The 16,473-nt window shown below is 64.8% G+C and carries 16 protein-coding genes and 1 pseudogene; 12 read left to right on the forward strand and 5 right to left on the reverse strand.

Translation table 11 applies throughout. The annotated features are described in order from the left end of the window. Positions 1–48: 48 nt before the first annotated feature. Positions 49–177, forward strand: a pseudogene (locus tag ROP_RS44665) (Lsr2 family DNA-binding protein); the annotation flags it as partial. A 26-nt stretch (positions 178–203) separates the two neighbouring features. On the opposite strand, the gene ROP_RS44670 reads toward ROP_RS44665, so the two are convergent. Beyond that, positions 204–452, reverse strand: coding sequence for a hypothetical protein (locus tag ROP_RS44670; RefSeq protein ID WP_012686971.1), 249 nt, complete (start codon positions 450–452; stop codon positions 204–206). Here ROP_RS44670 and ROP_RS38275 point away from each other — a divergent pair. After that, positions 439–1,257 (forward strand): Lsr2 family DNA-binding protein, encoded by an 819-nt coding sequence (locus ROP_RS38275; protein WP_050998686.1) that lies wholly within the window; start codon positions 439–441, stop codon positions 1,255–1,257. The genes ROP_RS44670 and ROP_RS38275 overlap by 14 nt on opposite strands. Before the next feature lie 1,391 nt (positions 1,258–2,648). Here the strand turns inward: ROP_RS38275 and ROP_RS38280 are convergent. Next, positions 2,649–3,758, reverse strand: coding sequence for a beta-propeller fold lactonase family protein (locus ROP_RS38280; protein WP_007299865.1), 1,110 nt, complete (start codon positions 3,756–3,758; stop codon positions 2,649–2,651). 288 nt (positions 3,759–4,046) lie between these two features. On the opposite strand from ROP_RS38280, the gene ROP_RS42995 reads away from it, so the two are divergent. From ROP_RS42995 to ROP_RS38290, 3 genes are all read left to right on the forward strand, one after another. Then, positions 4,047–5,195: a hypothetical protein gene (locus ROP_RS42995; protein WP_039952581.1), complete on the forward strand. Its 1,149-nt coding sequence runs from the start codon at positions 4,047–4,049 to the stop codon at positions 5,193–5,195. Further along, positions 5,188–5,643 (forward strand): hypothetical protein, encoded by a 456-nt coding sequence (locus ROP_RS43000; RefSeq protein ID WP_148222657.1) that lies wholly within the window; start codon positions 5,188–5,190, stop codon positions 5,641–5,643. The genes ROP_RS42995 and ROP_RS43000 overlap by 8 nt, the downstream gene beginning before the upstream one ends. A gap of 139 nt (positions 5,644–5,782) precedes the next feature. Continuing rightward, entirely contained in the window at positions 5,783–6,205 is a 423-nt protein-coding gene (locus ROP_RS38290; RefSeq protein ID WP_007299862.1) for a hypothetical protein, read from the forward strand. 148 nt (positions 6,206–6,353) lie between these two features. Here the strand turns inward: ROP_RS38290 and ROP_RS45345 are convergent, their stop codons facing one another. Further along, on the reverse strand, positions 6,354–6,596 hold the full coding sequence (locus tag ROP_RS45345) for a hypothetical protein (protein WP_012686977.1): 243 nt from the start codon (positions 6,594–6,596) through the stop codon (positions 6,354–6,356). 87 nt (positions 6,597–6,683) lie between these two features. Here ROP_RS45345 and ROP_RS38300 point away from each other — a divergent pair, with 87 nt between their 5' ends. Then, entirely contained in the window at positions 6,684–8,036 is a 1,353-nt protein-coding gene (locus ROP_RS38300) for an IS30 family transposase (protein ID WP_050785269.1), read from the forward strand. Here ROP_RS38300 and ROP_RS43770 read toward each other — a convergent pair. After that, positions 7,953–9,920 (reverse strand): tyrosine-type recombinase/integrase, encoded by a 1,968-nt coding sequence (locus ROP_RS43770; RefSeq protein WP_231869119.1) that lies wholly within the window; start codon positions 9,918–9,920, stop codon positions 7,953–7,955. The two genes, ROP_RS38300 and ROP_RS43770, sit on opposite strands and share 84 nt — an antisense overlap. 140 nt (positions 9,921–10,060) lie before the next feature. Further along, on the reverse strand, positions 10,061–11,290 hold the full coding sequence (locus ROP_RS38310) for a tyrosine-type recombinase/integrase (RefSeq protein ID WP_012686954.1): 1,230 nt from the start codon (positions 11,288–11,290) through the stop codon (positions 10,061–10,063). A 213-nt stretch (positions 11,291–11,503) separates the two neighbouring features. On the opposite strand from ROP_RS38310, the gene ROP_RS38315 reads away from it, so the two are divergent. The 6 genes from ROP_RS38315 (at position 11,504) to ROP_RS38340 (ending at position 16,418) form a co-directional block, all read left to right on the forward strand. Further along, a complete protein-coding gene (locus ROP_RS38315; RefSeq protein WP_419789319.1) occupies positions 11,504–12,463 on the forward strand; it encodes an ADP-ribosylglycohydrolase family protein in 960 nt (319 codons plus the stop codon). Positions 12,464–12,865: 402 nt separating this feature from the next. Further along, positions 12,866–13,408 (forward strand): hypothetical protein, encoded by a 543-nt coding sequence (locus ROP_RS44675; RefSeq protein ID WP_012686981.1) that lies wholly within the window; start codon positions 12,866–12,868, stop codon positions 13,406–13,408. A 92-nt stretch (positions 13,409–13,500) separates the two neighbouring features. Further along, positions 13,501–13,905, forward strand: a complete 405-nt coding sequence (locus ROP_RS44680; RefSeq protein WP_012686982.1) for a hypothetical protein — start codon at positions 13,501–13,503, stop codon at positions 13,903–13,905. Positions 13,906–13,994: 89 nt separating this feature from the next. Then, complete coding sequence (locus tag ROP_RS38330) at positions 13,995–14,843, forward strand: DUF6884 domain-containing protein (RefSeq protein WP_231869120.1); 849 nt, start codon at positions 13,995–13,997, stop codon at positions 14,841–14,843. A gap of 76 nt (positions 14,844–14,919) precedes the next feature. After that, a complete protein-coding gene (locus tag ROP_RS38335; protein ID WP_012686984.1) occupies positions 14,920–15,546 on the forward strand; it encodes a hypothetical protein in 627 nt (208 codons plus the stop codon). Further along, entirely contained in the window at positions 15,543–16,418 is an 876-nt protein-coding gene (locus tag ROP_RS38340) for a hypothetical protein (protein ID WP_012686985.1), read from the forward strand. The genes ROP_RS38335 and ROP_RS38340 overlap by 4 nt, the downstream gene beginning before the upstream one ends. The last annotated feature ends 55 nt before the right edge of the window (positions 16,419–16,473 follow it).

The following is a 16,473-nucleotide window of genomic DNA, read 5'->3' on the forward strand; positions in this document are numbered from 1 at the left end:
CGTTACTGTGTGCGTTCGACGATTGCCCTGACGTAGAAGGAGAGCACGATGGCGGTATCACCGAGAATTTCCCAAGGTTCGGCGAAGGGGACAACCAAGGAGATCCGCGAGTGGGCGATCGGCGAGGGTCGCGAAGTGTCACCCCGCGGCCGGATCTCGGCCGAGATCGTGCAAGCTTTCCGTGACGCTCAGGCGACGAAGGCTCAGGCAAAAGCGGCGCCGGCGAAGAAGGCGGCCGCGAAGAAGATAGTCGAGGGGAAGGCTCCCGCGAAGAAAACGGCCGCCAAGAAGTCTCCGGCGAAGACGACCGGGCCGAAGAAGACGGCTGTGAAGAAGGCGACTGTGAGGAAGTCGCCGGCGAAGACGGCAGGGGCGAAGTCGACGGCCGCGGAGAAGATTGTCGCCACGAAGGTACCGGCGGTGGACAAGGCTCCGGCGGTGACGACGACCAAGGATATTCGCGAGTGGGCGATCGGAGAGGGTCGCGAAGTGTCTCCCCGCGGCCGGATTTCGGCCGAGATCGAGCAAGCTTTCCATGACGCTCAGGCAACGAAGGCTCAGGCAAAAACGGTGCCGGCGAAGACGACAGGGCAGAAGACGACAGGGCAGAAGACGACAGGGCAGAAGACGACAGGGCAGAAGACGGCTGCGAAGAAGACGGCTGCCAAGAAGACGGCCGTGGAGAAGGTCGTCGAGAAGGAGGCTCCGGTGAAGGGAGCGGCGGCGGGTACGGCTCCGGCGAAGACGGCCGCGGAGAAGGCTCCGGCGAAGAAGGCGTCTGCGGGGAAGTCGCCGGCGAAGACGGCTGGGGCGAAGTCGACGGCCGCGGAGAAGATTGCTGCCACGAAGGTTCCGGCGGTGGGCAAGGCTCCGGCGGTGTCGACGATCAAGGATACTCGCGAGTGGGCGATCGGAGAGGGTCGCGAAGTGTCTCCCCGCGGCCGGATTTCGGCCGAGATCGAGCAAGCTTTCCATGACGCTCAGGCAACGAAGGCTCAGGCAAAAACGCTGCCGGCGAAGAAGACGGCCACGAAGAAGGCTCCGGCGAAGAAGGCAGCCGTGGAGAAGGTCGTCGAGAAGGAGGCTCCGGTGGATGGAGCGGCGGCGGGCACGGCTCCGGCTAAGAAGACGGCCAAGGAGATTCGCGAGTGGGCGATCGGGGAGGGCCGTGAAGTGTCCTTCCGTGGTCGGATTTCGGCCGCAATCGTGCGTGCCTTCCATGAGGCTGCGGCAAAGTTGCCGGCTGTGGGCGGCTGAACCGAGTGGTGTCCACTCTTGAGCGTGACCCACCGACTCCGGGTTGCCGGGTTCTCTCAATCCGACGGACGTTCAGTAGCCGAACCCTTGCCTGTCTCTTCGAAGCCAGGCTCACCGAAGATGAGCGCGCCGGTGTCACAGCCATGAACGCGGGCGGACGATCGGTGCGGCTGGTACGGGAGGTTGCTCACGAGCGCTGGTCGACAGTGTGCACCGAGGGGCCGATGGGAGTTCCGCTGGCACCTGCTGGGTGAGCGTCGGTGCCGAGAACTGTCGCCCCGTTTGGCGGGCGGGTGCTGTCTGGTCGGGTCTGTCGTAGGTGGATGCCAGAATGGGCGGCATGAGTTCTTGTGGATGGCGACGCCCGCTTCGGCGGGCGAGGGATGCGGTGCAGCAATCGCCGCCCCGGTCCGTCCTCATTCGAGGGTAGCGGGCCGGGGCGCATGAGCGCTGAAAGGCACCGCCTTGTCCCGTACCGAAGCACATTCTCCTGTCTGGGTTCGTCTTCACCGTGGCGAACTTTCCGTTGAACCGTGGCACGCCGACTGCCATGACGTCTGCGACCTCCCTGACCGGTATCAGGGAGGTCGGGCCTGGTTGTCCGCAACGAACTGCGTCTGGGCACTCGCGTACACGGGCACCGGGATTTGCTCGTGCTCGCTGTGCCACGACGGTGAGGGTCATGCTCGTGATCTCCGTCGCGAGCGTCGCCGTACTGTCCGTCGCCTCGCGGAGGGGCGTCGCCGGTGGGATGCCGGTGACACCACACCCTTCGACGACATTGTTGTCCCGCATCGCAGGCGGGAATGGTGGAAGTGACCAGTAGGCGCCGTGACCTCCGCAGGTATTGATGCAGGAACAGACGCGGCCCGGCGGGTCTTGTATCGGTGCAACCGTGCTGGACCCGGTCGGCTCTCGCCGGTGACGGTGCCCTATCCCGTGGCTATAACCCTAAGGGATTATTTGTATTGGCTCGCAGCGGTTTCGAGGACATGGCCGACACGAGTTCGCACCCCGAGACTGTGCGACGGTGCGGCGCGCCAATGACGCCGAGTGTGCTGACTGGGTTGCCGCTCGCAGGGTCGCCTCGACGGGGCACGCTGGGAGGGGCCGGTCTGTTCGCCCCTGGTTGGGCGCGGCACTTCTCGTCGAGGCGTGCGGCGACCTGTGATGAGCCGGATCACCGGGTGGACCGCGGCGGGACTGTCTTCGCGGATCTCGGTCGATTTCGAGTCTCCGCGGGCGGCCGCACGACGGCATCGAGACCCACGCCGCGAACCGATGCTTCCCCCGCGGCGCCGGAGTACCTCAGGTTGGCAATGCAGTCGTTGCCGGACCCAGTGGGGAGGGTTCGCGGACGTGGAGGGTCTCTTTCGTGGTCTCGGCGCGGGTCAGCTCCCGAAGATGGTTCCGAGTGACCCGGTGCCGGGCAGGGTGGGTGGTGTGGTGGTCGGCGGGTCGGTGGGCGCCGATGTGTTGGAGACGACGGAGACGGTGTCGGATTGGCTGGTGACGTAGGCGTCGGCGCTGTTGGGTGTGACGGCGATGAGTTGGCCGTTCTCGGTGATGGGAACGGTGGCGGTGACGGTTCGAGTGGCGGTGTCTATGACGGTGACTGCGTTGGTGGGGGTGCTGTGGGCGATGTAGGCGGTGTGTCCGTCGGGTGCGACGTCGATGCCGCCGGCGGCTGCCGCAACGGGAATGGTTGCGGTGACACTCCGGGTTGCGGTGTCGATGATGGACGCCGATCCAGTGCTGAACCCGTCCACCCCGGTGACACACAGCGTGGAACCGTTGTCGGTGATGTCGATATCAAGTGGTGATCCGGAGGCAGGGATTCGGGCAGTCACCGCGGCGGTGGGGATGTCGACGACATCGATCGCGTTGCCGGAACTGTCGGTGACGTAGGCGGTTCGACTGTCGGGGGAGACGGCGAGGAACATTGTCGTTCCTCCCAGTGCGAGTGTGCTGCTCACGGTGTTGGTTGCCGTGTCGATGATTGTGAGGTGGCCGTCGAACTGGCTGGCGACGAGAACCTTGGTCCCGTCAGGGGTGATGGTGACGCCGAGTGGGCCGTCGCCGACGGGGATCGTTGCGGTGACGGCGAAAGTGGTTGTGTCGATGACGGAGACGGTGTCGTCCCCGTTGCTGCCGGCGTACACGGTCTGGCCGTTGGGGGAGACGGTGACGCCGACGGGGAAGTTCCCGACCGCGAGGGTGTTGAGGACGGTTTTGGTGGCGGTGTCGATGACTGACAACTGCCCGGCCGCGCCGTCGTCGCCGTGGGTGACGTAGGCCCGTGAGCCGTCCGGGGAGATGGCGATGCCTTCTGCCAGCCCGTTGACCGGGATCGTCGCCGTGACCGCATAGGAGTCGGTCGGAGCCGACCAGACTGTGGGCGCGCAGAGCACGGTCGCAGTGGTGCCGACGGTCGCGCACAAGGCCACGCGCACAAGCGTCCGCGTGGCCTTGTGCCGGAGCCGGGATCGATACGCCGTCATGGGTCCCCCTCGAGTTCCTCGCCCGCCCGATCGCTGACCCGGATCGAGCGTGACGCTACTTCCTTCGCGCCACGTGTTCGCTGCTGGGTGCGCTGACACGCCGACCGGACACGGGCGGCGAGAAGGACGGTGCACCTGTGTCATTCACGCGATATACAACTCGGTACCTCGCGTAGACCGACGTTCATCGGTGAATGGAAGGCGCAGTGATCTACCGTTCGAGTGGTTGCGCGTCCGCTATTGCGGATACGTTGTGACGACGCAGCGGTGGCGCCGTACACTCGCCGCATGACAACGGCCCCAGATCCATTCGCGACGCTGACGATGGATGGTGAGCAGTTCGAAGATGGTCGCCTTCCGGTGCGTGCTTTAGCGGAGCTGCAACGGTACGTCGCCATCGTCCTGCGTGCAGCTGAGCTGAAGTGGCTGGATGCAAACCCCGGGAAGGAACTTCCCGAGGACTTTCACGACTCATTCGAGCTGACGATTGCTGAGGTCAGACCCGGCAGTGCTACCTCGGTGCTTGAAAGACCTCAGACTTCCGTTTACGACTCGTACTACGAGGAGGGACGGCTCGATTTTGAGGCTGCCTTGAATGAGGTCCTGAACGATCAATCGCCTGACCTATGGCATCCACTGGTGGCAACAGAAGAATTTGGCGAATTCGGCTCGTCGCTTGACGATGGGGAATTTATGTCAGTCCCGGTCGCCAATGATTCTAATTCCTCGCTCAGAGTAACCCCGTCCTCGTATCAGAATAAAATACGCACCGCACATAAGGCTGCGACGAGCGTGAGTCTACCGCCGACTCTGGCGATCGAACGCAGAAAAGAGTCGGGATGGGTGGTAGCCCGACTGGTTGCGTTGAATGGACTTGAATCCAAATTCACTCTTCTGCTTGACGGCAGGGAGGTGAATGGAAAGTTCAAAGAACCCGAAATATTCGACGATATGAAGGCGGTCCTTGGAACGAGCGAAAAGTCGCCCGTGGTGAGGATTTTCGGGCGACTGAGCTTTGTTGGTGAGGATATCTCCAGGATTCTCGAAGCAACCAAAGTTCAGGTGCTTGAGGTGGATGGCGAGCCGTGGTCTGGCCGGTTCATCGAGCTTGCGCAACTATCCGAGGGCTGGAACGACGAGGCGCGAAGCAGCGAAGCTGTTGCTTTTTCTGCGATCGATGGTGCACGCGAAATATTGCGTCACGTCGCGAAGATAGGCCGCGAGATTCCTGGGATCTATCCATCAGAGGATGGCGGAGTGAGTTTGGAATGGGCATCGCCCCAAAGGGTGATTACGATCGAAGTGTCGCCGGACGGCGTCTATGAGATGAACAGATACTCTCGCGACGGCGAATCCTCTGCCGTTGAGCCAACAGAGAATCTTGACGGGGTCAAGAAGTTCATTGATGATACGGATGTGGAGGCGGTTCGTGGCTGAGGATTTTTCTCCCCTAATCGAGGGTGAGTTCATAATCGATCCAGGCGACACCGTTGCGGATGATGAACTCCTCTATCGCCAGATCCCCGCACATCTCTGGGATGCGAAAAAGGCGCTGCCGGGAGTTGGAGCGTTCGGCCCGCTGGACGCAGACCGAGGCGCACCGTCCTTTTCCCGCAGCTCCATCGTGACTGCCGCTCAGAGTTTCGAATGGCACAACGGGAACGCACCAAGCACTTCATTGTCTGTATGGGCGTGTTCGGTTGCTGAAGTGGCTAAGGCGGGCACGCGAGCCATCGACGACAGGGATGCCCCTCTCGAAGCGGGAAAGAAGCGGGCACCTGGTCACGCATACATCGACTATCGACATCTCGAAAAGAGTGAGAAGAAGCAGGTTCGAGCGCACTTGCTGATGTGCGCTCTCGACCGTGAGCAGCGTCATCCCTAGGTTTCTGCTTGATCCGCACTGGCGCTCCTAGCGGATTTCCTTGTTTGCGCTCGTTCGTAGATTTCCTCGGTATGCCGGAAGACTTGCGGGATCGGACACCCCTCGGGTGGAGATCAGCTGATCCCCGCGGCGAAGGTGTTTGCTGTGCACACCGGCGAGCCGCAGCTGCGCGCCGGGCTTCTGCACCTTCCAACCCGTCGTCGACGGCGGCGCCTGCCCCTGGGCGCTGAACTGCCAGGGCTGCGACAAATTCGTCCTGTCCGGGGCGGACCCGCTGTATTGGAGGCGTAAACGCGAGCAATGGGGACAACTCGCCGAGGGCGCCCCCGACGATGCGACCGCTAATTACCCGTACCAGCACTTCGCGCCTACTGCCCGCGCCATCGACGGACTCGAGAACGCCCTGGCAGGGCTCGGCCTGCTCGACCAGGCTCTCGCGCTGGACCTGCGCAAACCCCAGGACTACTTCCACCGCGTCTGGTCCACCGCCTTCCGCGCCACCGACCTCACCAACACCGCGATCGCCGACAACGACGAAACCGAGGGAGAAGCCTGCGCATGAGCAGTAGCCAAGCCCCATCCCAGATTCGCACCGCCGCCGCGACGCCCAAGCCGCCGTCGACCGCGTCCACCTTGCCATCACCCGGCTACACCGAGAACGAACCCCGGTGACCACCGCCGCAGTCGCCCGCCGCGCGGGCTTCTCTGAACTAAGGATTATGGTGCGTTTGTGAGGTTTTCGGACGTTGCGTGTTCGGCACGCCGAGGTTGACGGAGTCGTTGTCCGAGCGCCGGTCGATTTGGGCGAGCTTGTCGTTGGCTCCGGCGAGGCTGATCCGGAGTCCTGCGACTTCGCCGAGCCAGCCTTCGTGTTCGGCTTCGGCGATGCGGGCGATCAGATTGTCTCGGATCTCGACAATGCGTTGCCGTTGGCCGGGTTCCGGCCAGTGCATGCTGCAACGTAGGCAACTGTGCTCGTGGACACATGGTGTTCCGACCGCGCGCCCACAGATTCCTGTGGAGACCTTGCGGCGCTCGAAGTGGCCAAGGAATTCCTGCCATTCGGCATCGGTGGGGACGCGGTATTCTTCGGTGGGCCGCATGGCCCGCCGTCGGGCAAGGAACGCCAGATGAGACTGGATGGCTTCGTCCGGATAGACAGGGCGGATTCCACTGATCGAAGCGAATCCTTTCCCGAGAGGATTACGATGCCCAGGTATGCGTGGAACACGTCACCACAGGAGGACAAGCGCCGCTACTTCGAGCTGATCAGACAAGGCCACTCAGGAGCGAAGGCGGCAGCAACGGTCGGCGTGTCGCTCAGCTGTGGGTCGTTGTGGTTCATCGACGCTGGCAGTATGTCCTATGTCGAGAGTCCGATCAGTAGCCGTTACTTGAGCCAAGACGACCGAATCGAGATCGCCGACGGGCTGGCCCGTCAGGAGTCGGTCAAGACGATCGCGGAACGCATCGGCAAAAGCTTCCAGTCGGTGTACAAGGAGATCGCACGCAATCGAAAATCCGATGGTCGCTACCAACCGTGGTACGCCCACAACCAGGCACACCAGCGTCGACGACGCCCGAAAGTGCGTGTGTTCACCCACGATGACACGCTGCGTCAGCTCGTCGCCGCTAAGCTCGGCAAGCGCTGGTCACCGGCGCAGATCAGCCGGTGGCTGCGGCGACGTTACCCACGCCGCACGGCGTGGCACGTGTGCGTTGAGACGATCTACGAAGCGGTGTACCGCGGACTGGTCCTGGCTGCGACTGGCGGGTCTTTGCGCACCGGCCGGACTTATCGCCGGCGCCGTGGCCGCGGACGATCCCGGGACGGTTCGCTCAAGCAATCAACGAATATGACGCCCATCGCGCAACGGCCAGCCCACGTGGAATCACGTCGTCAGGTAGGGCATATCGAGGGTGACCTCATCATCGGCGCCGGCCAGAGATCGGCGATCGCGACACTCGTCGAGCGCAAGACGCGATTGACCATCCTGGTCGCGATCCGTGGTGGCCACTCCGCGCAAGTCGTCGGGGATGCTCTCATCGAGCGCTTCACGCAGATGCCCGTCTCGCTGCGTCGGTCGCTTACCTGGGACCAGGGCAACGAGATGTTTCACCATGAGCGTATCGCGGCCGCCACCGGCCTGAAGATCTACTTCGCCGATCCCCACTCGCCGTGGCAGCGGGGATCAAACGAAAACACGAATGGGCTTCTGCGGCAATATTTCCCGAAGGGAACTGACCTAAGCTGCTGGACCCAAGACCAGCTCGACGAGGTCGCCACCGAACTCAACGACCGTCCGAGGCTATGCCTGAATGACCTCACTCCGAACCAGGCTGTGCGACGATGGTGGCCCCTGCACGATTACCCGATGATTCGCCACGACTAGTGGAATCCGCCCAGCTTTGTAGCCCATGGTGATGTTGATGTCGCGGTGGCCGGCGATCACCTGGGCGATATGCGGTGGCAGCCCGCTCATGATCGCGTCAGTGATGAACAGCCTTCGGAAATCATGGGGCGTGAATCGCAATGGCTCATCAGTTGACGGGTCGGTAAGTCTGGTGCGGACCAATGCGGCGGCGAGAATGTCGCGAACGACGTCGGGGCTGATCCTGCGGCGCTCGGCGCCGAATCGGCGCTGGAACAACAACGGCGACGGTGGCAGCCATACGCATTCCTGCCAGTCGTAGGAGGCGATCAGTGGGATCTTGCCGGTGTGGTCGCGGACCCGGTGGATGACTGCGCTGAGCACGTCCGCCAATTCCGGCGAGACCAACAGGAGTCTCTCCTCGTCGGTCTTGGATGGGACGATCTGTAGCAGCGGCACCATTTCGTCGGTGGTGGGAAGGCGGTATTGCACAAAGCTGTGGTGCGAGAGTTCCAGCAGCTCCTCGACCCGGATGCCGGTGGCCCGCAGAACTTCAACGATCGCCCAGGCCCAGAAGGCGTGATCTTCTTCGAGTTCGAGGTCGCGTCGCTTGCCGGTGACGGGGTCCTCCGCCCAGACCTTGCCGCGGATGGCTTTGTGGCCGGTGACGGAGCGGATCAGTGTCTGCCCGGCTGCGGTGAACGGCTCCCCAGGCTGGGTATGGCGGGCTGCCTGCAGGAGCATCTCGGTTGCTTTGCGGTGCTCATTGACGGTGCGCACCAGGGTCGGCAGAACGGGTAGCCGTTCCCGGGTGCGGGCATCCATACGGGATTTGCGGTGCCGCTGGAGCTTTCGCCTGTTCGCCTCTTCTTCCTTGATGGGGCAGGGAACCGCCCACTGGGCCCAGCGGCCCGGGTCGTCGACGGCCCACTGGGCCAAGTCCAGGTAGAACGCCCGGATCGGGATCAGGCACTCCCGATAGTTCAGCCGTGGGACGTCGACGGTGACCTTCTCCCCGGTCTTCGCCGTAATCGTCTTCTGTTTGGTGCGCAGTCGTTGTTTCCAGGCGGCGGCGACCTCGTCGGGCAGGCGGAGGCTGTCGATGCCGGGATGGTGGATCTCCAAGTCCTTCCAGAATCGCGCCCCCAACGCGCACGCGAGGCCTTCCATGCTGGAGTAGTCCAGCGACGGCTGACGCTCCCGCAGATAGTCCACCAGCACATCACGGATCGGACGGCAGACGAGGCCGTATCGGTCGATCAGTTCCTCGGGTGTGCGCGGTCCAGCGGTGCCCCGTACCTCCCGCAGCGTCGACGGCGAGTCTGGGCCGACGACACCTGCCGTGCGCAGCAGCCGGTAGAACACGGCGGCGTCCCCGGACACCGATGCCAGCGTGTCGAGTTCGACGTCCAGCAACTCCAGGACGTCCCCGACGGTGACGTCGGCCAGCAGGCCACCCTTGGCCGCGATGATCTCGGCGGCGCGATACAAGGTGTGGCTGTTGGCGATCGAGGAGACGTGGGGATCCGCGTCGCACAGGATCCGCAGCCTGGCGAACCCGTCGGGGTCACGCGTCTGTGCCAGGTGACGCACCAGGCTTCCCGGGCCTGTCGCTTTGGCCACCAGCCAACCCAGCGCGGGGCGCACGAGATCTGCGCTGATCGCCACCAACAACGCCGAGGTCAGCGCTTCCAACCGCCATTCGGCGACCAGGCCGTGCTCCTGCAGCCATCGGGCCGGGATCTTGCGCCATCCCGCGCCTGCGGAGTCGGCTCCGCTGGCAAGCCAGCGCTCCTGCCAGGTCCCGCCCGGCTGGGCCTCCAACCAGTCCAGCAGAAACGTCAACCCTCGGAGGCGGATCTTCTGGGTGTGGGCGTTGTCCACCACAAAAGGTGCGCGGGTCAATCGATCCCACACCGCGTCGCGGCTTTGACCGGTGGCCGGCCAGGTCCCCGGAGAAGGCCGGGCCGGGAAACGAATGCGGGCCGCGTCCCGCCCTGTCGGCGGTCTCCCGGCCAGTAGGCGCGCTTCATCAACTGTGGCGGTCACGACACGCCATTGCCGAACAGGGCGTCCAGCGTCTCCGGCCGGTAGCCGGGCGCCGGGGCCGGGCGGGCCCGCTCAACCGCCCGCCGAGTCTGCTCGGCGTGGTGGGCCAGCACCCGCCGGATCACATCCTCCTTGCGGGGCGTCAGGTAAATCTGAGTCGTGGTCAACTGAGCATGACCAAGGACGAATTGGACATCGGTCAGCGGCAAGGCCGGGTCCTCGGCCATCCGATAGGTCGCCGTGTGCCGCAAGGCATGCAACGTCACCGAGGTGCCTGCCTGCTGGTTGACTCGCTCGAACATGCGGTGCACGGCGTGATAGGTCAGCGGCCGGGCAGGACGTCGCAGCGTCCACCACAGCGGCTGCCTGCGTCCCTTGGGGATCAGATCGGCCATCTCCACCTGGTAGAGCCGCAACCACACGAACGCGTCCGTGGACGCCGGCAGTTCCTGCAACTCGCGGGTTCCCTTGCGCACCACCGTGATCAACTGCCGCCCTGGATCCACTCCCGCCAGCGTGGTCGACAGCAACTCCGACGCCCGCGCCCCCGTTGACACGTAGAAGGCGATCAGTGCCCGGTCACGATGCGACGGCAGCCGGGCGAAGATCTCGTTGAACTCGCTGTCCGGGACGCTGCGCGGGACCCGGCGGGGCACTTTGGGCCGATACCGCCCGCTGCGCTCGTTGCCGTGCTGCTCCATGGGATTGTGGTGCGCGTGCGCCCGACCGGCGCGGCGGGACCGGTCCAGCGGGAACGGGTTGATGATCGGCCCGGTGCCCGCATCTCGGTGAAAGTCATAGAACGAGCGCAGCACCGTTTCGGAATGCGCACGCACCGACGGCGCGAAGGCTTGACCACGAGCCGGTTTCGATGACAGGGCCGCTCCAGACGCGCGCCAATGCGGGCGAGGCTGCTTCCCTGCGACCTGCATCCATCTGCAGAAATCACGGGCTTCGACCCGAGTCGCCCGGTCCCACGCGACGCCGGTGTCGGACCACAGGAACCGGAACCATCGCAGCAGATCCATCCCATACGAACGGAGCGTGGACTCCGCTCGCCCCGAGGCCAGCAGATCCCGGAAGTAGGCGGTGACCGCCACCACGGGCACCCCATCAGGATCAAGCAGCTGATAGGGCTCGTACCGATTGCCCGTCGCCTCCAGCCGACCCGACCGAGGAACCAGCAATTGGGCCAAATCCCGCTCGGGCTCACCGTCTCCGATCATGAGCGGAGACAGTAATGCAAGAAGCCGTTACATGCCCGTTGAACTGGGAAGACTTTCGTATTAGTTCAGTCAATAGGGCGTCTCCCGGACGTTCCTCTACACCAATCCGACGGCCAGAGCCGTCGTCGACGCAGCGAAAGCGGCAGGCGAACAAGATCACCAACAACACGCCGAAATCGCCCCGCGACCTCCTTGCGCACATGTACGTTACGAATAAGCGCAGGCCAAAGGTGTATTCGGAGGTCTGCGGTCGGTAAATCCGACGACACTCAGATGACCCTCGCCGTACACCACGCTCTGGCCGATGTGACCGATTTCGACGACATCGAAGCAGTTACCGACGCCATCACCCGGCAGTTCTTCCTGTGGCAGGTCGACCCCGACAACACTCGCGCGCCCGGCCGCACCTGCATGAAGTCCCTGAGGAATCTACGGGCCGGCGCCCGTTGGTACGACAGGGACGGGGCCGTCGAGTCCGCCGGCTGCGGGGCCGTGATGCGCCTGGTCCCCACCGCATTCGCCCCCGATCCCTACTGGCTTGGCTTGACCGCTCTGCAGGCCGTGATCACCCACAAGCACCCCCGGGCCGTCGTCCCGGCGCTGCTGCTCGCCGATGCCACCCGCCACGCCCCGGCCCAGCGCGGCCGGTACCTCGAACATGCCCTCACGACTGCCGCACAGATCTACAACGGCACCAGCACCTGGACCGAGGACCCCTACCTGCAGGATGTCCTCGCCCCGATCACGGGGGACGTGTCATCGTTCCTGGTAGATGGCTTGAATGACGACGTGGCCGACGCGCTGATGCGCGCCGCGGACAGCCGGGACCGACTGCAGGATGTCGAGCCGGCAAGCTACGGCGACCCGTGCGCCGGCATTGGTGAAGGCTGGGAATCGGCCAGCGCCGCAGCCCTGGCTCTCCTGGTCGCCGACATGGCAACCGCCTCGGGCGGCGACGCTCCCGCGCTGACTGGCCCCCAGGCCCTCGCCTGGGCCTCGACGAGCAACGGCGACTCGGACTCCATCGCCTGCATCGCCGGCGGAATCATCGGCTCTGCGCACCCTGAGCCCGACTACTGGGCAGCGAACGGACTCAATCCGACTTTCGAGCCCCGCTACGCCGAGGAGCTCGCCGCTGCGGCATGTCAGGGGACGTGTCGTCTGCCCAGGTGAACGCGATATCGACGAGCCGCCACCAGCTCGTTGATCGGGATTCGCTCCAGCGCTTTGCCCGTCGGCACGACCTGTGCCGGCGGGTATTTCGCTATCTAGGCGCCACCCCGGCCGCCCTGCCGGTTTGACCTGTTGAACTTCTCGCTCCGCGCGGAGACACTTCCCAAGGTTTGACATAACATCGTGACGCTGTAAGGTGGTTCTTGATGAACCACGAAGACAACGGGGGGGAGCCGCCATGTATGACCTGCCGATGACCAACCTGCACGAGGCCTTGGCGCAGATCGACAAAGCGAATGCACGCCTGGCGCGCAACAACATCGCCGAGCGGTTCACCTACGTCCTCGACCCCTACACCCGCGAGGAGACCAACGCCCTCACATCACCACCGCACAGGAACGCGTGCGTCTGGACCTGTCCGCCCCGCGGATCGGATTCGACGGCTGGGTGTTCGTCGCCCGCCTGGTCGAGGAGGAAGCCGGCTACGTGAGCTTCTGCGCACCGGGCCAGAACCTGGACGGCTGGAGTCGCCCGGACACCCCGCACTGCGACTACTGCGGCAAGTTCCGCCGCCGCGCCATGCTGTACGTGCTGCGCCACACCGACACCGGCGAGATCAAGCAGGTCGGCGCCAGCTGCATCACCCTGTTCCTCGGCGTGAAGGTCGCCGGGCTGTGGACCCTCGAATTCGACCTGGACGAGCACCTTCCCACCCTGGGCGGCGAGGAGTGGGGCGAACCGGTAACCCGTGGAGATCGGTCGCTGCACAAGCTCGACACCATCGCCGTCGCGCTGGCCTCTCCGAGGGCGGGCGCGGCTACATCTCCCGCGCCCGGGCCCGCGACCTCGAGATCCGCGCGACCGCAGACACCATCGCGACCGCGGTGTGGGGACTGCAGTTCATCCGCAACCAGGAGCTGCGCCGCGAACTCACAGAAGGGGTGACCGAGGCCCGCCGGATCCGGACCTAGCAGCCCGAGCTGATCGACGCCGTCCTGGCCTCCGTCGAGACCGTCGACCAGGCCAGCGATTACGGGATGAACCTGCGGGTCCTCCTCGCCGGAGACTACGTTTCGGCGAAGTCGGTCTGTATCGCCGCCTCACTGGTGGCGGTCTACGCCCGGCAGCAGCAGCACGAGGCTGCACGCGCCACCATCGCCCCGGGTTTCGTCGCCCCGAAGGGTGCCAAGGTCACCGACCTCGACGCCACCGTCACCGTCTCCCGCATCATTCCCGGCCACTACGGCGCGAAGACCCTGCTGGTTCTCCGGACCGAGGGAAACCGGCTGGTCAAGTGGTTCGCCACAGGCTTGCGCGACTTCGAGCCCGGCCAGCGGGTGCGGATCCTGCGCGCCACCGTCAAGGACCACGAAACCTTCCGCGGCCAGGACCAGACAGTGGTCACCCGCGCCAAGCTCGAGGACCTCGAACCCGCCGTGTAGTGCGCACTCCAGAGCAGACCCCAAGCACGTCGCGGAAAACCGGAACATCCCGGGCCTCCCGCCGTCGCCGCCCCCGGAAGGACTCCGCCATGCCCCCAATGATTCGCCCGCACTTCAGTTACAACGACCCCACTCTCACCCCGCCGGAACCGGGCAAGGACCTGGTTCTCGAAGTAGGCCTGATCTTCTCCCGCCCCGGCATCGGCCCCAAAGGTGGTGGCCAGTACGGCGGCATCCCGCTGTCCGTCGGCCCAACCACGACCCTGTTCCGTCGTCACGACGATATTGAGATGCGTCTGCCGAATACCGATTTGCTGCTATGGCACACGCCGTTCCTCACACAAGCCCACTACCGCGGCGTCACAGGCCTGCACCGACGACCTGGGTGGGAATGGCTGACATGGACCCTCGCCGACCACATCGCCTACGACACGGCCGTCGCAGTGGTCCCCGCGCATGGCGTCGTCCCCGTCACCGAGGAGACGGCGGCCTCGCCTCTGGTGATCGTGCCGTGCGGTGGACGCAAACGCGGCGAGCCAGCCCCCGCTGGAGCCCTCTATACCGGCTCCTACCACCGACTTTGCCAAGAGGCTGCCCGCCGACTGGCACCTCTCGAGCGCATCCACATACTTTCCGGACTGCACGGCCTGCTCGACCTCGACACAGTCGTCGCCCCGTACGAGATGCGCCTCGGCCGCCCGGGTTCCGTCACCGCCGACACCGTCCACGCCCAGGCCGCTGACCGAGGACTCCTCGGCGCCCCGGACGTCGTCGTGCTGGCGGGGCGGGACTACAGCCGGATCGTCACCGCCGTATGGCCGCACGCCCGCACTCCGCTGGCCGGCAGCCGCAGCATGGGCGAGCAGCTGCAGCGTCTCGCAGCAATCGCTGCCGTTGGAGGTCTCGACCACATTGGCCTGCATCAGAAGTCGGCATGACCGAGAAATGTGGGTATGCCGCGCTACATTGCCCACCGGGCAACTCATGCCCGGTCTTGCTAGGGAGGAGACAAGAATGCTGATCGTTGCAATGCTCGCTCTGGGGGCGGCGTTTCTGGGCGGGGCGCTGTATCCGCTGCTGGGGGTCGTGCGGAGCTGGAGTGACGGGGATCGATCCAAGAACCAGGCGACGGTCGCAGCCATGTCGCTCGTGGCCCTCTACGGCCTGCTGTTCCTCTACTCCGGGGTGGCAGGGCTTTTCGGCGCACGACTGTCCGCCACAACCATCCTCGCCTTCTTTGCGGTAACTGTGTTGGTCGGTACGGTCTTCGCGCTCGCGAGCTTGTACTCGAAACGCCGCGCATGGTCGTTGGACAACGAGCTGCGGGCCGCGTCCGGCCGCCCCGACCGCCGTCACTGGATGCCGCCGCTGTTGGTTGGACTCGTGTGGCTCATGGGCGGATCCATTGCCCAATTCGGCGTGCTGATGCTGGTGGCCAGCATGAGCGCCGGGGAACGGTCGCCTGAGACCACGACGGACGACCTCGGCGCGACCGTTGCGATTGTGTTCATGGCTGCTGTCATGGTGATAGCTGCTGGTGCTGCGGGCGCCCAGAAATGGCGGCTACACCGAGAAGAGAGCCGACTGCAGGTATCTGACCGCATGCTGGCGCAGCGAGGACACGGAGGCGGAAGAGGATGAATGAAGACAACAGCATCGCGGCGACCTCCCTGGACTGGTCCACGGTCGTCCTGAAGGAATCCGAACCGCCGCCGGCCCGCCCAGCGGAAGACGGGTTACTGAGCGTCTTGCTCGGCGTCGTCCTGCTCTCGATCGGCGGAACCATTCTGACGGCGATCCCGCTGCTGTTTGCCGGGGCAACGGTTGCGCTGGCAGCCTTCGCGGACGTCGAGGTGAGCTTCCTTAGCGAGCATTCCGACGCTCTCTGGACACTGGCCGGCGCAACCACGGCGACATTCCTCGTTGGGGTCGCTGCAGTGGGCGCCGTGACAGCACTCGGTGCAGTGAGGAACAAGCGAAAGCCCAACGAGATCACCGGCAACCAATTGGCCGCTGCACCTCACGAGGTGCGCGCCCTCATGAGTGACGCTGTCCTGACCGTCGAAACGATCAAGGATTCCCGCGCGTGGCGAGAAGGTCTGTTCACCGACGTGGACCTGCGGGCGGCTATCTGGGACATCGGCTCCCGGGTTCTCGCGGCCACAGAGCTGCATGACGCCATCACCGCGGCGGGCGAATCCGGTAACGGCGCCCTTGCGCCCGAGGACGACCAGACCTACGTGCTGTCGTGCGCCCGAATCGCCGATGCAGTTCAGGCGTTGCGGGACGCGGCCGCCGCAGTAACGCAGCTGTCGGCCGAACTCGCCGCCGCGGATGCCGTTGCACAGCTCGACGCCGAGCGTGCCGAACGAGCAGAACAGTCCGCAGGGCGAATCGAGCGTCTAGTCACCGCACAGGCCGCCACCCCGACGACCCCGGCCACGACGGTCACCGACCTCAGCGAGACGATTACCACCCGGACGGTTGCATACAGGGAACTGCGTCAGGCCTGACCTGGAATAACGAAGCCCCAGCCCTCCCAAGGCTGGGGCTTCGTCATGTGGTGGG

It is taken from the genome of Rhodococcus opacus B4 (genome assembly GCF_000010805.1).
Lineage (GTDB): Bacteria > Actinomycetota > Actinomycetes > Mycobacteriales > Mycobacteriaceae > Rhodococcus_F > Rhodococcus_F opacus_C.